14 protein-coding genes are annotated in these 17,988 nt (G+C 61.9%); 8 read left to right on the top strand and 6 right to left on the bottom strand.

Translation table 11 applies throughout. From position 1 onward, the window contains the following. Together AC1DX4_RS25075 and AC1DX4_RS25080 are read right to left on the bottom strand one after the other, a co-directional pair. On the bottom strand, positions 1-477 hold the full coding sequence (locus AC1DX4_RS25075; RefSeq protein ID WP_477222853.1) for a (2Fe-2S)-binding protein: 477 nt from the start codon (positions 475-477) through the stop codon (positions 1-3). After that, a complete protein-coding gene (locus tag AC1DX4_RS25080; RefSeq protein WP_477222854.1) occupies positions 477-1,337 on the bottom strand; it encodes an FAD binding domain-containing protein in 861 nt (286 codons plus the stop codon). Before AC1DX4_RS25080 ends, AC1DX4_RS25075 begins: the two co-directional genes overlap by 1 nt. Before the next feature lie 259 nt (positions 1,338-1,596). Here AC1DX4_RS25080 and AC1DX4_RS25085 point away from each other — a divergent pair, with 259 nt between their 5' ends. Next, the gene (locus AC1DX4_RS25085; protein ID WP_477222855.1) at positions 1,597-2,040 is read left to right on the top strand and encodes an SRPBCC family protein; all 444 of its coding nucleotides are present in this window, start codon (positions 1,597-1,599) and stop codon (positions 2,038-2,040) included. Positions 2,041-2,407: 367 nt separating this feature from the next. Beyond that, entirely contained in the window at positions 2,408-3,556 is a 1,149-nt protein-coding gene (locus AC1DX4_RS25090; RefSeq protein WP_477222856.1) for an amidohydrolase, read from the top strand. 16 nt (positions 3,557-3,572) lie between these two features. Here the strand turns inward: AC1DX4_RS25090 and AC1DX4_RS25095 are convergent, their stop codons facing one another. After that, entirely contained in the window at positions 3,573-5,573 is a 2,001-nt protein-coding gene (locus AC1DX4_RS25095) for a putative bifunctional diguanylate cyclase/phosphodiesterase (protein WP_477222857.1), read from the bottom strand. 281 nt (positions 5,574-5,854) lie between these two features. On the opposite strand from AC1DX4_RS25095, the gene AC1DX4_RS25100 reads away from it, so the two are divergent. Beyond that, complete coding sequence (locus AC1DX4_RS25100) at positions 5,855-6,889, top strand: class I SAM-dependent methyltransferase (RefSeq protein ID WP_477222858.1); 1,035 nt, start codon at positions 5,855-5,857, stop codon at positions 6,887-6,889. Positions 6,890-6,973: 84 nt separating this feature from the next. Here the strand turns inward: AC1DX4_RS25100 and AC1DX4_RS25105 are convergent, their stop codons facing one another. From AC1DX4_RS25105 to AC1DX4_RS25115, 3 genes are all read right to left on the bottom strand, one after another. Next, complete coding sequence (locus AC1DX4_RS25105; protein WP_477222859.1) at positions 6,974-7,900, bottom strand: sigma-70 family RNA polymerase sigma factor; 927 nt, start codon at positions 7,898-7,900, stop codon at positions 6,974-6,976. Beyond that, positions 7,897-8,655, bottom strand: coding sequence for an SDR family NAD(P)-dependent oxidoreductase (locus AC1DX4_RS25110; protein WP_477222860.1), 759 nt, complete (start codon positions 8,653-8,655; stop codon positions 7,897-7,899). Before AC1DX4_RS25110 ends, AC1DX4_RS25105 begins: the two co-directional genes overlap by 4 nt. A 182-nt stretch (positions 8,656-8,837) precedes the next feature. After that, a complete protein-coding gene (locus AC1DX4_RS25115; RefSeq protein ID WP_477222861.1) occupies positions 8,838-9,782 on the bottom strand; it encodes a class I SAM-dependent methyltransferase in 945 nt (314 codons plus the stop codon). 357 nt (positions 9,783-10,139) lie between these two features. On the opposite strand from AC1DX4_RS25115, the gene AC1DX4_RS25120 reads away from it, so the two are divergent. The 5 genes from AC1DX4_RS25120 to AC1DX4_RS25140 all read left to right on the top strand — a co-directional run bounded on the left by AC1DX4_RS25120 (position 10,140) and on the right by AC1DX4_RS25140 (position 17,924). Continuing rightward, positions 10,140-13,436, top strand: coding sequence for a glycosyltransferase (locus AC1DX4_RS25120; protein WP_477222862.1), 3,297 nt, complete (start codon positions 10,140-10,142; stop codon positions 13,434-13,436). 58 nt (positions 13,437-13,494) lie between these two features. Next, positions 13,495-14,619, top strand: a complete 1,125-nt coding sequence (gene wecB, locus AC1DX4_RS25125; RefSeq protein WP_477222863.1) for a non-hydrolyzing UDP-N-acetylglucosamine 2-epimerase — start codon at positions 13,495-13,497, stop codon at positions 14,617-14,619. Between the two features lie 179 nt (positions 14,620-14,798). Continuing rightward, positions 14,799-15,029, top strand: coding sequence for a hypothetical protein (locus AC1DX4_RS25130; RefSeq protein ID WP_477222864.1), 231 nt, complete (start codon positions 14,799-14,801; stop codon positions 15,027-15,029). An 84-nt stretch (positions 15,030-15,113) separates the two neighbouring features. Beyond that, on the top strand, positions 15,114-16,181 hold the full coding sequence (locus tag AC1DX4_RS25135) for a DUF3658 domain-containing protein (protein ID WP_477222865.1): 1,068 nt from the start codon (positions 15,114-15,116) through the stop codon (positions 16,179-16,181). A gap of 171 nt (positions 16,182-16,352) precedes the next feature. Further along, the gene (locus tag AC1DX4_RS25140) at positions 16,353-17,924 is read left to right on the top strand and encodes a pilus assembly protein TadG-related protein (protein ID WP_477222866.1); all 1,572 of its coding nucleotides are present in this window, start codon (positions 16,353-16,355) and stop codon (positions 17,922-17,924) included. Positions 17,925-17,988: the final 64 nt, after the last annotated feature.

The following is a 17,988-nucleotide window of genomic DNA, read 5'->3' on the forward strand; positions in this document are numbered from 1 at the left end:
TTAGGCTCCCTTCATCACGATAGCGGCGTCCTGGACGGCGCGCACGATCTTGTCATAGCCGGTGCAGCGGCAGAGGTTGCCGGCCAGGCCGAAGCGGATTTCCTCCTCGGTCGGGTCGGGGTTTTTCGCCAGCAAGTCCTTGGCCGCGATTAAGAAACCCGGCGTGCAGATGCCGCATTGCAGCGCCGCATGCTCGAGGAATTTCTGCTGCAGCGTGTGCAGCTGGTCGCCCTGCGCCATGCCTTCGACGGTCTCGATGCGCCGGCCTTCGGCCTCGGCGCCGAGCACCAGGCACGAGCAGACCAGCCGGTCGTCGAGGATGATCGAGCAGGCGCCGCAATCGCCGGTGCCGCAGCCTTCCTTGGCGCCGGTCAGCCCGAGCCGGTCGCGAAGCACGTCGAGCAGCGTCTCGTCAGGCTGGCAGAGGTATTCTGTTATGTCGCCGTTGATTGTCGTCGAGACTGCTATACCAGCCATCATTTGCCTCCTGCACGTGCGTAGGCGGTTGTTGCGGCTCTCTTGGCCAGCACACCCGCAACCTTGCGTCTGAAATCGATGGTACCGCGCTTGTCGTCGATGGGGCGACAGGCCCCGGCGCAGATTTTTGCCAGCCGCTCGAGGGCGGCTTCATCGAGTTTCCTGCCGATAAGTGCCTCGGCGGCCTCTTCCACCAGCAGCACGGTCGGTGCCGCCGCGCCCAGCGCCACGCGGGCGGCCGTGACGACACCAGCGCCATCGATCGTCAGGTTGACGCCGGCGCTGACCACGGCGATGTCCATCTCGGTGCGCGGAATGAACCTGAGATAGGCATCGCCCGAATGCGGGGAGCGTTTGTCGAGCAGGATCGCCTCGATGATCTCGCCCTTGACGAGCGAGGTCTTGCCCGGCGCGATCGGCACGGCCTCGACGGCGATGGTGCGCTTGCCCGAGGGTCCGGCAATCACCGCCCTGGCGCCAGCCGCGACCAAAGCCGGCACGCTGTCCGCCGCCGGCGAGGCATTGCACAGGTTCCCGGTTATCGTACAACGGCCCTGCACCTGCTTCGAGCCGATCAGCTTGGCTGCCTCGACGACGCCAGGCCATGCCTTCTTCAGTGCAGCATTCTCGCCCAGCACGGCGCAGGGGACAGTGGCACCGATGCTGAAGCCTTCGGCTGTTTCGCGGATTTCGCTCAGACCAGCGATCGACTTGATGTCGATGATCAGGTCGGGTTCGACAAAACCGCCCTTCATCCTCACCAGCAGGTCACTGCCTCCGGCCAGAATGGCTGCTATGCCAGCCGATCCGGCCAATTGGCCAACGGCATCTTCGATTGAAAGCGGACGTATGTAGCGCATCGTCTCCCCTTGGATATGGCAATCTGAGCGACCGTTATAAACAATCGCCTCATAATGGCTATCCGGTTCCGCATTTGCGACGATTGGGCCAGCCGCGGAAAATCGAGTCCCAAATCGGCCTGAATTGCCGTACGCCAAGGGGCAGCACAGTCGGACAGGCCTGCGGCCGGGTTCTCAAAAAAATTTGAGACCCTATGTCGGACGGGTCAGGCCCCGTTCGTCCTTGGGGCATCGAACAGACATCATGAAAGGACAGCATATGCCCGGTACCGTACGTTTGCACCGCGTTCTCACCACCAGCCCGGAAAAGGTCTATCGCGCCTTCACCGAAGCCGACGCGCTGGCCAAGTGGCTGCCGCCGAATGGTTTCACCTGCACGGTCGATCACCTCGAGGCCAAGGTCGGCGGCACGTTCAAGATGTCGTTCCGCAACTTCACCACCGGCGGCAGCCATGCCTTCGGCGGCGAGTATCTCGAACTCGTTCCCGGCGAGCGCCTGCGCTACACCGACAGGTTCGACGACCCCAATTTGCCCGGCGAGATCCAGGTGACCGTGATCCTGAAAAAGGTCTCGGTCGGCACCGAAATCGACATCACCCAGGCCGGCATCCCCGACGTCATCCCGGTCGAGGCCTGCTATCTCGGCTGGCAGGAATCGCTGAGAAACCTCGCAAAGCTGGTCGAGCCCGAGATCAACCAATAGATCGATGAGTGCAGCGCCGCCGCCGATGACATCCTCTTCGGCGGCGCCAACGGCTCCGTGCGGCGATAACCAAGGGCCTTGACGCGCCATCTTACGCGTGAAACCTCTCCGGCCAAAGGGCAGTGCAATCGCATATGGCAGCGCCGGCCCCCTCTCCGTCCGCTTCGCGGCCACCTCTCCCCCATTACATGGGGGCGAGGAAACGCCAATCTCCGAAGTCGCGGCTTTGGGAGGCTTGGGCTCCTCGCCCCCACAAAAGTGGGGGAGAGGTGGCTCGGCGAAGCCGAGACGGAGAGGGGGAGCGCCCTATGCGATTGTCCTCGCCTTGCGACCGGCATGTCACGAAGAACGCAGCGGAGGCAAAAACATGACCCTGACCAACCGGGATATCATCGAGATCACCGAGTGGCGGCGCAAGCTGCACCGGCAGCCGGAAATCTCCAATGAGGAGGAGAACACGGCGAACGAGGTCGTCTCCTTCCTCGCCGACACCAGCCCGGACAAGGTGCTGACCGGTCTCGGCGGGCATGGCGTGGCGGCGGTCTACGACAGCGGCAAGGCCGGACCGACCGTGCTGTTCCGCTCCGAACTCGACGCGCTGCCGATCGAGGAGCTGTCAGGCGTGCCGCATGCTTCGCAAGTGGCGGGCAAGTCGCATATGTGCGGCCATGACGGGCACACCGCGATCCTGGCATCCCTTGGCCGCCAGCTCGGGCGCCAGCGGCCGGCCAGCGGCCGTGTCGTGCTGATGTTCCAGCCGGCGGAAGAGACCGGCAATGGCGCGGCCGGCGTCGTTGCCGATCCGCGCTACGGCGAGATCGCGCCCGACTTCGCCTTCTCGCTGCACAATCTGCCCGGCGTGCCGTTCGGCGAGGTCAGGCTCAAGCCCGGCGTGGTCAATTGCGCCTCGCGCGGCATGCGCATCGTGCTGGAGGGCAAGACCGCGCATTCCTCCATGCCCGAGACCGGAATCTCGCCCATGCCGGCGATCTCAGAGCTGATGCCGGCGCTGCCCGCGCTCGGCCGCGCCACCTTCGCCGACGACGATTTCTCCATGGTCACCGTCACCCATGCCGAAATGGGCGAAGCCGTGTTCGGCATCGCGCCAGCGCATGCGCAGGTCTGGGCGACGCTGCGCACCCGCCGCGACGAGCGCATGGCCGATCTGTGCGCCGCCGCCGAAGCGCTGGTCAAGGAGATCGCTGCCCGGCATCGCCTCGCCGCCCGCTGGGATTATCACGAGATCTTCGTCGCCAGCGTCAACGCCCCGGACGCGGTCGAGCACCTGCAACGCGCCCTCGACGAAGAAGGCGTCGTGCATGGGCAAGAAGCCCTGCCGATGCGCGCCTCGGAAGATTTCGGCCTGTTCGGCCACAGTGCGAAGTCGGCGATGTTTTTCCTCGGCGCCGGCGAACGGTACCCTTCCCTGCACAATCCGGACTATGATTTTCCCGACGACCTGATCCCGATCGGCTCGAAGATTTTCATGCGCACGGCGCGCAATCTGCTGGGGTGAATTTGGTCGCGCGCGGTTATGCGGATTTGAGGTACGGGCGTTTGTGGACGGTCCGCTTGGCCTGGTAGTTCGCGGCGGGAACCGGACGGCCGACGCGAAAACCCTGGATCCTGTCGATGCCGAACTCGCGCATGAGCGCGATCTGCTCGTCGGTCTCCACGCCTTCGACCAGGATCTGGTGGCCGCGATTGCGCACCAGCGCGATGATGTCCTGCAGCATCGCCATGCCCTTCGGCGTGCCGCAATCGTGCAGGAACGAGCGGTCGATCTTGACCGTATCGAAATCGATCAGCCGCAGCCACGAAAGGCCGGCAAAGCCGGTGCCGAAATCATCGAGCCAGATCTTGATGCCGAGCAGCTTCAGGTCGCTGATGCAACGCAGGATGTCCGAGTGCATCTCCATCTCGAGACCTTCGGTGATCTCGAAGGCCAGCCTGTTGCCGGTCACGCCGGTCTCGCCCAGGATGGTCGCAACGGATGCGGCGAAGCCTGGCGTCTTGAGCTGGATCGGCGAGACGTTGACGCTGACGACACGCACGTGATCGTCCGCCAGCAGTTCGGCGCAGACCGTCCGTATTGCCCAGCGCCCCAGCTCCAGGATCGCCCCGGTGCGTTCCGCGACGGGAATGAACAGGCTCGGCGGAACCAGGGTTCCGTCCAGCATCTTGAGACGCATCAGCGCCTCCACCGCCTCGACACGCCCCGACACGACATCCTGGATGGGCTGGTAGACCAGTGAAACGAGATTCTGGGCGATCGCGATCTTCAGCAGCGCCGCAAGGTTCTCGCTCTCGTCGCTGCTCTGCGGATCGGTCGGGTCGAACAGCCGCACACAATTGCGGCCGCTGGCCTTGGCCAGATAGAGCGCACGATCGGCCTCGTGGATGATCTTCTCCAGCTTGGCGCCGGCCTGCGTCCTGGTGAACGCGGCGCCGACGCTCGCCGTCACGATCGAGACCCCGTCGCGCCTGAGCTCATGGGTGATCCCCAGGTTCTCCACCGTGCGGCAGATGGCTTCCGCCAGCTCAGTGACCTGGTCCTTCTTGTCCATCCGGGCGAGCACGATGAACTCTTCGCCGCCGTAGCGCCCGATCGAGCCATTGTAGTTCTTGATCAGATCGCTGAGCGCATTGGCGACATGGATCAGGCAGCGGTCGCCTTCCTGGTGGCCGTAGCAGTCGTTGAATTTCTTGAAGAAGTCGACATCGATGAGGATCGCCGCGAACTTGCTGCCAAGCTTTTGCCAGTCGTTCCAGTAATCGCGCAGCTTCTCGTCGATGGCGCGCCGGTTCTCCAGGCCCGTAAGCGGATCCGTCCGCGACAGCCTGAGCAAAGCCTTGCCGCGCTCGGTGGCCTCCTTGTGCTGGATCTTGGCTTCCAGCGCGTTCAGGAAGACGTTGTAGCGCTCTTCGTTCAGCTTCCAGTTCACATAGGAGGTGAAGGTGAAGCATGAAACGTAGAACGTCCCGAACACCATTTTGTACGTCAGCGACGCCGGCACGAAGTAGTTCACCACGTACAGGATGCACAAAATGATTGTCGACGTTATGATCGAGACCTTGAAGCTGAACGTGAAGAACAGGTTGGCACTCATCATGAAAATGGTGCCGAAGACCATATAGTAGGCGACGCTTTCCTTGTTTTCACCCAGGAATGCCGGGCACAACCAGCCGATATAGCCAAAGATGATGGCCGCGGCGCAGGTCACGTCGAGCCAATCGGTGGCGGCTCCCCGGCGAAGCTGTGCTTCCAGGACCAGCAGCGCCGTCAGTCCGACCCCGAAGCGCGCCGTGATCGTATAGGCCGCCACGTCAGGTATCAGCATCAGGTCCGACACCGAAAACAGCACATAGATGACGACGGCGATCCACAGCCCGGGCCTGGCGTCTTTCCTTCGCTTCGCCTGGGCTTCCCGGCGGTAAAGGATGCGCAGTTCCGCCGCCCCAAGCTCCTGGCGCGGATCATACGGTTCGACATCCACCGTATCGGCCAGTCTGGATGATGCGCGTTCGCTCACAAATCCCCGCGATGGGGGATTTTGCGCTCCGAACTCTTTTCCAGCTTCTGCCCCCACGCAGGACGACTCCTTGGGACGAGACACGATTGCCACGCGGTAAAATGCGACGGCGCCAGACAAGTTTGCGTTAACTCGAACCCAGAATCTTATCTGCAAGATCGCTAATAAATTGAGATGGTTAGCGAGAAATTAATCATAACAATAAAATGCCCCCGAGGCGCGTTGGCAAATGCGGTATTCTACGCAATAAGTTAACCGACTGTTAACCAAGGAGTCCTGGCGTGCAAACAGTGTTCGATGGCCAAAGCCTGATCACCGCAGAGATGATCGCCGGCAGTCTGCGTAAAGGCACGCTTGAACATCATGGTGAAGCGTTCGAGACCGCCCGCGCCGAGCTGGCCCTCATCCTGCATGCGACACAGCAGCAGGTCGAGCAGCAGAAATTTCCCGCCGAGATCGTTCGCCGCCTGCTGTCGCTGCTCAGTGCGCTGCGGGCCAAGGTGCATCCCGACGTCTGGCAGGCCTTGATCCCGGTGGCGCAGAACCATCCGATCCTGAACTACTTTCTTCAGGATCCGCTGACGCACTGGTCCTTCACCAAGCCCAGGGGCTATTCCGGCGACGCGCAGCTGCTCGACTTCATCTATTGCGACCCGCACGTCGCCGAGAGCGTGGCGAGCGCCTCGGAGATCGGCAAAGCGCTTTACAGCCACACCCAGAACGTTCCGTCATGCGTCGCGGCTCGCGAACGGCGCGATCTCCTGACCCGCTATGTCGATGAGACCGCCGCCAAAAACGGACCGGAAACCGAGGTGCTGGCGATCGCCGCCGGCCATCTGCGCGAAGCCAATCGCTCCGTCGCGCTGGCCGAGGGCGGCCTCAAGCGCTGGGTAGCACTCGACCAGGACCCGCAGAGCGTCGGGCTGATCGCACGCGACTTCCAGGGCACCGCGGTCGAAGCCATCGACGGCTCGGTGCGGACCGTGCTGACCAGAGGCCACAAGCTCGGCAAGTTCGACCTCATCTACGCCTCCGGCCTCTACGACTACCTCCAGCACAACGTCGCCGTGAAACTGACCAAGACCTGCCTGCAGATGCTGAAGCCGAACGGCAAATTCCTGTTCGCCAACTACGCCGAAGGCACCCCCGACGCCGGCTACCGGGAAACGTTCATGGACTGGGTGCTGCTGCTGCGCTCGGAAGTCGACATGTGGAACATCGTCAACGCCAGCGTCGACCGCAACACCGTCGAGGCGCAGGTGTACTTTGGCGAGAACCGCAACGTGCTGTATGCGGTGATTGAGAAGCGGGGGTAGGCGAGCGGCGCGGACTTCCGGCGAGCGGCCTGCGTCAAGTGTTGCAGCCGATCGCAGTGGGCGGACAACGATTGGATAGCCGGTTCAGGAACCGGCCATCCCCTTGATATCCCTTGCCAGCACCAACCCGGCATCGTCGGCGACATAGCCGACATAGCGATAGTCACGGATGAAGCTGATCCGCCCGTCCCGCCATTCCAGCCACATGAAATGAATTGGCTTCGCGGCCGCCCGGTGTTCGAACACCGCGATCACCTCGCGGCCCTCGACCCAGGCCGGTTTGAGCCACAGGCCCTCGCTCTTGGCATAGATCGCGAAGAACGTGCCAACGTCGGCGGCACCCGAGCGCGGCGGATGCATGGACTGCTGAAGTCTTACCTCATCGGCAAGCAGCGCGCGCAGGCCATCCCAGTCGCGCTGGTTGAACAGGCTGATGTAGCGGACCACCGCGGCCGACGCGATGCGCGCATCGGGAAGCGGGTCGGCCCGAGCGTTGATCTCCCGTAGCCGGGCGCGGCCACGCGCCAGATGCGCCTTCACCGCGTCGACCGAAATGCCTAGCAAAGTGGCGATCTCGGCCAGCGGCTCGTCGAGCACATCTTTCAGGATGATTACGCTGCGTTGGTTGACCGGAAGTTCCGCGAAGCGCGACACAGCGGTTTCCATCGCTTGCCTGCGCATCAGTACCTCCACCGGATCGGCTTTGCCGTCGTCGGCAATTTCAAGCGCAGCCTCGATCGGCTCGGCGACGCGGATCGCGCGACTGCGTAAGAGGTCCAGCGAACGATTGTGGGCGATGCGGAACAGCCAGGGCCTGAGCTGCGGCACCTCGCACAACTCGTCCAGCGCGACGAAGGCCCGCGCGAACGTGTCTTGCACCACATCCTCGCCGTCGATGACCGATCCCATCAGTCGCGCGCAATAGCGGTGCAATTCCGGACGCAGCGCCGCGGCCAAGGCAAGCAGCCCCTCCTGTCGGTCGCGGTCCACTTCAGGCTTTCCGTCGCTCAAGCCGCCTTACCCTCCATGATCGTTACGCCGTCATCGCCGTTGAGACCGAAGACGACTCCCTCCGCATATTGCGGGTCTTCGAGCACGCAAACCACCCTGTCGCCGAACGCCCGGGGCGGCATCGGCGCGCCGAAGCGGGTGATGAATTGCTCCGGCGTGATGCCAATAGAACCGGCATAGGCGCCGGCCGCAACATCACCGGTTCCTGTTCCCAGGATCATCTGTCTGGGCAGGATCGCCTGAAAGCGGATGCCGAGTCCCTTCTCCTGCGCGACGCCATTGGCGTATTTGGCCATGAACCAGAGCATGCGCTTGGAGCCGCCATAGCCGCCCGACATCTGCGATCCGGTGACGGCGGCACCGCTCGACCCAACCAGCACTCGGCTGCCAGGCTTCAGCGGCAGGTTCAGCGCCGCCTGCAGCCAATAGAACCCGGCCTTGACGTCTGTTTCCCAGGCAATGGAAAAATCCGCCCACTTCAGCTGATCCAGCCGCCCCATCCGAGGCGTCGCACCAGCATTCAGAACCACTATGTCGGGGCTGATCTCGCCGAGGATGCGATAGGCCGCATCTTCGTCCGTGACGTCGGCTGAGATGGTGGCGACCCCAAGCCGCGCCTCAACCGCCTCCAGCGCCTCGGCGCCACGCGCAACGACCGTGACGCTGGCGCCCTGCTCGACCAGCGCTTCGACCAATCCGAGGCCTAGCCCCCGGCTGCCGCCGGTGACAACGATTTTCTTGTCCTTGAGGCTCATTTGACCCTGCTCCATTGCTTCACTGAAGCTAAGACGTTTGAGGGCCTGGAAAGGAGTCAGGGGGCGTTTGGGATCGAGATGCGACCGCGGTCCGTGACGCGACGGCAACGTCGACGATGGGCTGGATGCTCGCCGACGCCAAGGGGCGAAGCGGACCGTTTCTGTCCAGAGACGGAAACAGGCTAGCTCCCCTTCCTGGCCGCTATCACCACGAAATCGCTTCCGAGCGCCCCAGTATCAATAAGTGTGTCCTCGATCTTAAGCAGCATGTCGAGAACCAGCATGGAAGACGGATTCTCTTCACGGAAGTTGCCGGCGATGCCACTCAGCAGGAACTGCATTATGGTGCCCCCACAAGCATTCATCGCAACGACATCGAACATGCTCGCGATAACGGCAACGATGTCCTGCGACCGAATGGCTTCCGACGGATCTGCGCGCCGAACCTCTTCCGGGTCAGGGATAGGGGCTTGGGTGGCAACCTGGCCAAAAGTTGCCGGAATGAAGCTCAGTCGATGACGCTGTGGGATCAGATGGAAGGCGTGCAGGATCGCCTCCCGCTGGACGGGCGGAAAGTTGAAATGGTTAGCGCCGACATACTCGTTGACGAACAGGAGACCGCCAGGCTTGAGGCTGTAGCGGACACGATCCAGCACGCGCTCGAGGGCCTGGATGTGGTGCAGGGATCCGTTGAACCAGGCCGCGTCGTAGACGCCCTCCTCTAGCTGCAGCGTCTCGATATCTGCACAGCGATAGCGGATGCCACCGAACCCTTCTGCGGCGGCTGCCGCGATCGCGCGGTCAATCGCGGCAGGCGCTATATCGAACGCGTCGCACGTCGTACTCGTATCGATCCGCATGAGGTGCCGCTCGAGGTCGCCGTCGCCGCAGCCAACGCTGAGCATTCTGCGCTTATCGCCCCGCGGAATGAAGGAGCCGAGGCAATACTCCACCCACGATGCATAATTCCCGCCCGCCGCAGCTCGGCGCTGGTGACGGGTCATAACGGTCGGAACTGCGAGCCAATAGACGTTTGCCGAGAATTCGTATGATCCGCTGCCGATCTCGGACCAGCGTTCCGCGACACGGGCTTTGTCCTGGTTGGTCATCTCTACCACAACCGACATACTTGGACTTCTCCATGCGGTCTCGAAACCGTTTCAAAAGGTCTGGACCAACTCCGAGGTTGATCTGCCTACTACCCAATCAACATAGCATGGTTCCACTTGCAATCTTTGTTCAGTTGACACCTCAGCGCATCTTCGCCATTGAGGAATACTTGTAGCGGCCAGCGTCCAAACAGGTGCCAGTGTCATCATGCCCGCGCTCGACCCGTCTGCAGAAACAGCCCTTGCCGTTCAGCCGGCACCGCACCAGAGCGATATGCCCTGCGTGCTCATGGTGGACGAGACCGGTGCCGTCCAACCTGGCGGCACGTCCTGATGTTGCCCAGTGGCGAGGCAGAACAAGAGCCCACAGCCCTCGTGAACAGCGAGGCTTATTGGTCACGGCGCTTCGAGACCGACTGGGTCACAAACCACGGTCGGGAGCAATCGGTCTTCTTCGGCCGGGTCATTGTCGACAACCTGCCGGAATGGCTGACCCGCGCGCTGCGCGATGAGCGCTGGACGCTGTGTGATTGGGGCTGCGCGTTGGGCGACGGCACCGACGTCCTGGCCCAAATCTTCCCCGGTCCGGTCACCGGCATCGATTTCGCCGAGCCGGCGATCGCCTCCGCGCGTGCGACATTCCGCAAGCCGACTTTCCTGCACGCCGACCTTTTGCACGAGCCCTTCGACGAGCGTTTCGATGTGGTCGTGTCGTCGAACACGCTCGAGCATTTCGACGATCCCGTGGCGGTGCTCGAGCGGCTCGGCGGAATGGCGACCAAGGCCTTGGTGATCCTTGTTCCTTTCCGGGAATATTTGCGGCTAGCCGAGCACGAGGCGACGTTCGAGCCATCGAACATCGTGGCGACGCTTGCGGGCGGCGAGCTGGTGCTCGCCGCATCGAAGGTGATCGACACCCGGGTCAGCGAGCCAACATACTGGGCGGGCGAGCAAATCCTGCTCGTCTACGCTCGGCCGCAAGGTCTTGCAGAACGAGGGCTCCGCCTTGCCGACCTCGTGGTCGACCATGACATGTCCAGCGCTCGAACTGCCAAGCCGGCTGATGCTGCGCTCACGCTTCGGCGGCTCGAGACGGAGGACGAGGCGCGAGCCAGGAGCTTCATCGACGAACGCTCGCGATGGAGCACCGAGGTCGCCAGGCTGGCGGCCGAACTCAGCAGCGCCAGGATCGAACGCTCGGAAGCAGAAGTGACACACGCTGCGGCGAAGCGCCGTATCGCTGAAGTGTCGGAGGATGCCGAGCGGATGCGCGTTACGCTCGCCGGCGAGGTTGCACGGCTAAGCGACGCACTATCGGCTGAGCGCCATGCGGCGAATGTCGAGCGATCCAGAGTAGCCGAGCTTGTGGGGGCCGCCAGCGTTGAGGGGCGGCCTGCCCAGCGTCCTTCGCCAGTGGCGGCACGGCTCGAGGGGCCGGCTAATTCCGCGCTCCTCCGCGCCAAGGACAAGGAGATCGAGACGCTGCGCAGCCTCGTCCAGGCGCGCGACGACGGCATTGCCTGGCTGCGGGGCGAGATCCATGTCTTGGCGGGCGAATACGAGCGGCGACGTACAAGTTTTCGCATCCTTCTGGCCGACCTGATTCTCTTGATTCGGCGGCGATGGCCGTGGCTCAACGGGATCGGAAAGGCCCTCATTCCGCGCCGTCTGCGCTTCAAGATCGTGGCCCGGGCGAATTCTTCGCCGATGCTGACCCTCATAAGTCGTACGGGAGCCCAACCGCGTCCCGCAGCGGCTCCACGCGTCGCCAAAGCCGGTACGCCCAGCGGGCCGCCAGAACAGGCCGCGGCCGGGCTCATGGACATAGTATGCTTCGCCAACATCGATTGGTCGGCGCGCTACCAGCGTCCGCAGCAACTCATGTCGAACCTCGCCGCCCGTGGCTACCGCGTGTTCTACATCGTTCCCTCGCGCACGCCTCCGCCGGGTCGGAGCTACGACATCGTGGAGGTCAAGCGCGGCGTCTTCGAGGTATCGATACGAGCCCACGGCGTCCAGGCTTTCTACAGCACGTCGATGAGCAGGGAGAACCAGGCTGCCTTCGGGGAGGCGATGTCCGCGCTCGCGCGCGATCTCAGGATCAAGACGGCGATCTCTGTCGTGCACCTCACCTATTGGACACCGCTGGCACTCGGACTGCGGACGTCACGCGGCTGGCACGTGCAGTACGATTGCATGGACGAGTGGGATAATTTCCCGAACATGGGCAAAGACCTACTCGATGACGAGGAGACGCTCGTCCGCGAAGCCGACCTCGTGACCGTTACAGCCGCCCTGCTCCTGGAGAAATGGCAACCCAGAGCGCGCCGTTGCGTCCTCGTTCGCAATGGCGTGGATTACGCGTTCTTCCAGGAGCAGTGCCGCCCGAACGATCTCTTGGCCAGCATGCGGGGTCCCATCGTCGGCTACTACGGCGCGCTGGCCGAATGGCTCGATTTCAAGCTGATCGCTGCCGTCGCGCGTCGGCGCCCCGATTGGTCCTTCGTGATGATCGGCGACGATTTCTCCACCGATCTCGCCGGTCTCGACAGCTTGCCAAACGTGCACCTCCTTGGACTTCGTCCGTATAGCGAGATGCCGCAGTTTCTCTACTGGTTCGACGTCTGCCTGATCCCATTCCGGATCTACAACGTCACACATGCGGTCGACCCGGTGAAGTTCTACGAGTACATGAGCGCCGGAAAGCCTGTAATCGCGACGCCGACTGCGGAACTTCAAGTCTACAAGGACTATCTCTCCTTCGCGTCCACCCCCGACGAGACCGTGCAGGCTATAGTGACCGCTCTCGCCCAGAGCGACCCGACGATCTCCCGTCGCCGGCGGGAACTGGCGAAGGCGAACGACTGGGCAGCGCGCGTCGACGTGACGCTTGCGGCCCTCCGTGAGGGCTTCCCCACCGTCTCGATCATCGTGGTTACGTACAACAACCTTGATCTCACGACGGCCTGTATAGACAGCCTGATACGCAACACCACCCACCCGAACTACGAGATCATCGTGATCGACAACGGCTCAGAGGATGGGACGCAGTCCTACCTGCGTTACCTGTCCCGCCTGGAGCTGCCAATTAGGATCGAGCTGAACCAGGAGAACCGTGGTTTCGCAGCGGCCAACAACCAAGGCCTGAGCATGGCGACGGGCGATGTTCTCGTTCTCCTGAACAACGATACGCTCGTACCGAAGGGTTGGCTTGACCCACTCATCCGCCACCTCGACGACCCCTCTGTCGGCCTTGTCGGTCCCGTCACCAACGAAGTTGGCAACGAAGCAAAAATCTCGGTCGACTACCTCGATGCCGAGAGCATGGAGGTGTTCGCGGACGAGAACGCTGCCCGTCATGCGGGCCAAAGCTTCGACATTGCCATGCTGGCCATGTTCTGTGTCGCTTTGCGGCGTGACGTGATGGAGGCGGTGGGACCGCTCGACGAAGCATTCGGGCTGGGGCTGTTCGAGGACGACGACTATTCACGGCGCATGCATGACAAGGGCTTGCGCACAGTCTGCGTCGAAGACGCCTTCGTCCACCATGTTGGAAGGGCTAGCTTCAGCAAGCTCCCGCAAAAGGAATACACCGAAATCTGGCAACGCAACCAAGCCTATTTCGAAAGCAAATGGGGTGACTGGACGCCCCACCGCCACCGTGATGCATGAGAGTAACTGACCAGTTTCCGACGTCGGCAACGGCACGTTTTCGAATGCGACTGAGCGAATGACGAAAATCTTGTGCATCGTCGGAACACGGCCCGAAGCGATCAAGATGGCACCCGTTGTCATCTCGTTGAGGCAGAGGTTCTGTTCCGCCCAGCATGCCATCAGGCTGGTCGGAACCGGCCAGCACGAAGAGATTCTTGACCAGGCGCTTGCGGTGTTTGGGCTAAAGCTTGACCAGCGCCTGGGTGCTTTGGTCCCCGGCCAGGGACTTGCGCCGCTGCTTGGTCGGTTGCTGGCTGAGCTGGATTCCTACCTTGCAATCGAATCTCCAGACTTTATCTTGGCCCAAGGCGATACGAGCTCGGTTCTCGCGGCAGCGATATGTTCCTTTTACCGAGGCATTCCGTTCGGTCACATCGAAGCTGGTCTCAGGACCGGAGATCTCCAGCATCCGTTTCCAGAAGAGTTCCATCGAATAACCGCCTCGATAGCGGCGACCGTTCATTTTGCGCCAACCGAGAAGGCGCGCGCCGCTCTTCTGAACCAAGGCCTTGATCGGTCGGCGGTACTTGTAACGGGAAATACAGTTATCGATGCCGCCCGGCTGGTCCCCTTTGATGCGGCAATTGTCGAGAGCCTGGGCATACCCCCGAATGCGCGGCTGGTCGTCATGACCACGCATCGCCGCGAGAGTCAGGGAGTCGCGATGACCGCTGCGCTGCGAGCAGTGAGAGCCGTGGCCGACGCAGTTCCAGGCATCGTCATCGTGCTGCCTGTGCATCCCAATCCTTCCGTTAGCGCGGTGGTTAGACGGGAACTCAGCGGCAACCCTGCAATTATCCTGACGCCGCCTCTCGGCTACGCAGAGATGATCAATCTGATGCGACGCGCCTTCGTCGTCGTAACCGACAGCGGAGGCATACAAGAGGAGGCGCAATTTCTGGGAGTGCCGATTCTGATTACCCGCGACCGTACCGAGCGGGAAGAGATCGTGGAACTCGGTTCTGCCGTGCTGGTCGGGTCGGCCGGCGAAGGCCTCAAGTCAAATCTCGAGCGATTGCTGTTGGACAGTGATTACCATGCGTCGATGGCACACAAGCCGTCTCCTTATGGAGATGGTACCGCTGCTGCAAAGATTTCGGAATATATCTGGCAGCGACTGACCGAAGGTTTAGCTCCATAGGCGTCATCGGCACCGTAATCATCGCTGCCCATAGCGTGAGCGCGTCAAGACGCGGATGCCACCCGGATGAATTGCCGCTCGAAAACCCGGGCGCTACGCACTGACGCTCCCATCGGTATCGCGGAGCCGCGAATCTATGCTAAGCCGCCGCCCAATCAACCAACCAAAGGACGACAGCTGTGAACGAACTGACCGTGGCCGAGGCGACCGAAAATATCTATGCCTCGCTCCGTGCGGACAATGCCGACCTCGACGCCCATATCGCGGCACTCAAGGCGGCGCTGACACGCGAGGGGATAAAACAGGCGGTGTTCGATCCGACCAAGTTGGCGCAGAGCAACCGCTCGGGCCGCAAGTTGATGCAGGCTTATTTTCGCCAGCGCGGCGTGAGCGTGAGTTTTTCGGAGTAGCCCGCGAGGGTGGGCGATCTAAAGCGCGCCGTTGGGAGGCCGCTGAGCTAATCCGTGCATGAGCAGTGGCGAGGATCGAGGCCGATGAAGGATTTTGTTGGTCGCTGGATTGCCGGGAGGCACAAGACCGCAACGATCGAGATCAAGAGTGTCGATGGCCACCTCGTCGTCTGCGCCATCGATGGGTCCAGCGGCGAACTCGCAGAAATCCGAGGCTTGACCTTCGGGAATAATGAAGTCCGTTTCGCCGCCCATTGGTTATCAGGCAAAACCACCGCCTACCGGCTTGCGCTGGCGGAGGGGCGGATGGTCGTCCATGTCACGTTTTCCGACACTTTCACGAGGGATCTGAACTCCGACGGGACGCTCAGATGGCGCAGCGGCATACTGCACATCGCGCCCGGCCATTCGGCGGGTCATTCGCTTCGCCAGGCGATCCGCACGAGCGGGCGTACCGACGACGTCATCATTTTTCACGACAATCTCAGCTGCGGCCCAATTGATGCCGAAGACTCCTCGACGCGCCTGCGCTGGTGGGCGTCGATGTATGACGAGCACGACATCGATTTCGACGATTTCTGGCGGCAAATCATGTCGACCCCCGACCGCCTCGTCGTCTGGTTCGGGCGCCACAGCGCCCACGAGCATGCTTTCTTCCTGGCCCTGGTGGATCGCCTCGGCGACCGCCCCTACGACATCATCGACGTCACCGGGTTGCAAATGCCGGTGACGCGGCCCGGCGGCAAGGCGGAATTGTCGAGCCCCAGACAGGCCGTTTCGCTCATCAACGAGGAGGAACTCGCCTTGCTGCTCGGCACGGAACGCGCGATGACGAGCCAGGAACGAGAAGATGCCGCGCGGCGCTGGCGGACGTTGAAATCCGAAAACGCGCCGTTCCGTATCGTCACCGATCCCGGCCTCGTCTCGGCGCCTGAGGATGTCTTCGATGCGCTCCTTCTAGAGCGGGCCACCAAGGACTGGCGCAAGGTTGCACGGGTCGTCGCCGAGACCATGGGACACAATATGGAGCCGTATATCCAGGTCGGCGACTTGATGTTGCTGACCCGTATCGTGGCCCTTGTCGATCAGGGGAAGCTCGTGGCCCATGGCGATCCCTGGATGATGCGAAAATGCGAAGTACGGCTGCCCTAGGCGATACATCCGTCGTCTCAGCGACCCTGAAAGCCTTGTCGAAAAGGCGCGCCCCCGGGCCGCCTCAGAACTTAGTTTACCAAGTTCGTTCGCCTTATGCGCGAGTGCTAACAAATCAACCGCCCGTAAACCACCACTCCGTCATATGCCGTATCAGTCGAGGGGCGGGTCATGGTCATCAATAGGTTCTGGCGGTCGGAAGCTGGCAATTTCGCCTTGTTGTTTGCGTTGGCCGCGCCTGCAATCCTGGCGGCCGTCGGTTTCGCGCTGGACGTATCCACAGTCATGCGAGCAAAGGTCAACCTGCAGAACTCTCTGGACGCTGCGACGCTGTCCTCGTCGCACCTGTCAGATGGCGAAGCGAACCGCAGGCTGGCATTTGACGGCTATTTTCAGGCCAACGTCGCAAATCACCCTGAACTCTCCAATGCGAAAGTGACCTTGTCCGTCGACAAGGGCTTCAACTACGTCAAGACCAGGGCCGTCGCTTCCGCGGACGTGAACCTCAATTTTGCTTTCCTGTTCGGCAATAACCAGCACATCGAAGTGGATGCCGGCGGCGTGGAGGCGACGAACAACCTCGAAGTCGTGCTCGTGCTGGACAACACCGGCTCGATGGCCGGCGCCAAGATCAAGGCTCTCAGGGACGCCACCAAAGCACTTCTCGATAATCTGGATGGAGCAAAGTCACCCGATCGCAAGGTGACCGCGGCGATTGTGCCGTTCGTCACCGCCGTTAACGTGAATGGCGATGAATTCGACCCTTCCTGGATAGACATGGAAGGCAAATCGCCGAACAACGGCGCCAATTTTCCCCTGCTGCCCGATGGCAAGCGCGTCAATCACATGGACCTGTTCAAGGACCTGGCACAGGGGGCCGGTTGGAAAGGCACGGGCTGGAAGGGCTGCGTCGAGGCGCGTCCGGGAAGCGCTGCTATTTCTGACGTAACGCCGGACCAGGCTGACGGTAACACCCTGTTCGTGCCCTATTTCGCTCCGGACGACCCCGGCGATGCAACCGGCCCGTCCGCGAGCTACGGCAACGACGCCAAGGTCTACAACAACTCATATCTTTCCGATGACGTTCAGGACGGCGCTGACACGAAGGGAAAAGATAAAAAGATCGCCAAATACGAGACCCCCAAGGCGAAGAAGATCAACGACAAATATGCTCCCCTGACAGTCGGTCCCAACCGAGCCTGCCCGACTCCGGTGGTGCCGCTGACCACTGATTTGGACAAGTTGCGGACGGCCGCCGCCCAGATGCAGGAATGGAACGGATCTGGCACCAATGTCTCCGAAGGGCTCTCCTGGGGCATGCGGGTGCTTTCACCGGACGCGCCCTACACCGACGGCGCGCCCTGGAAGGCCCCGAATACGAGCAAAATCGTCGTTCTGCTTACTGATGGCGAGAATGTCGTCTATGGAGCGAGCGCCGAGCCGGAAAAGTCGGATTACACGTCCTATGGCTACCTCGCATCCGGCCGGTTCGGGACGAGCAGCCAGACGGACGCGGCGCGCGCCGTAGATCGATGGACGCTTGACGTCTGCGATAAATTGAAGGCGCAGCAGGTCCAAATCTACACCATCACGCTGCAATCCGACACGGCTGCGAACCGGACACTCTACGGCAAATGCGCGACGAACTCGACCGACTACTACGCTGTCAACGATCCCAGCAAATTGCCGAATGTGTTCCAGACAATCGCTGGAAAATTCACGACACTCCATCTGGTTAACTAGGGTGGATGGGGATAGCCCCCTTAAAAATGCCAAGGGAATTGAACGGTCATCCGCCTTTGGCGAC

This window comes from Mesorhizobium sp. P3_A8, from assembly GCF_056402995.1.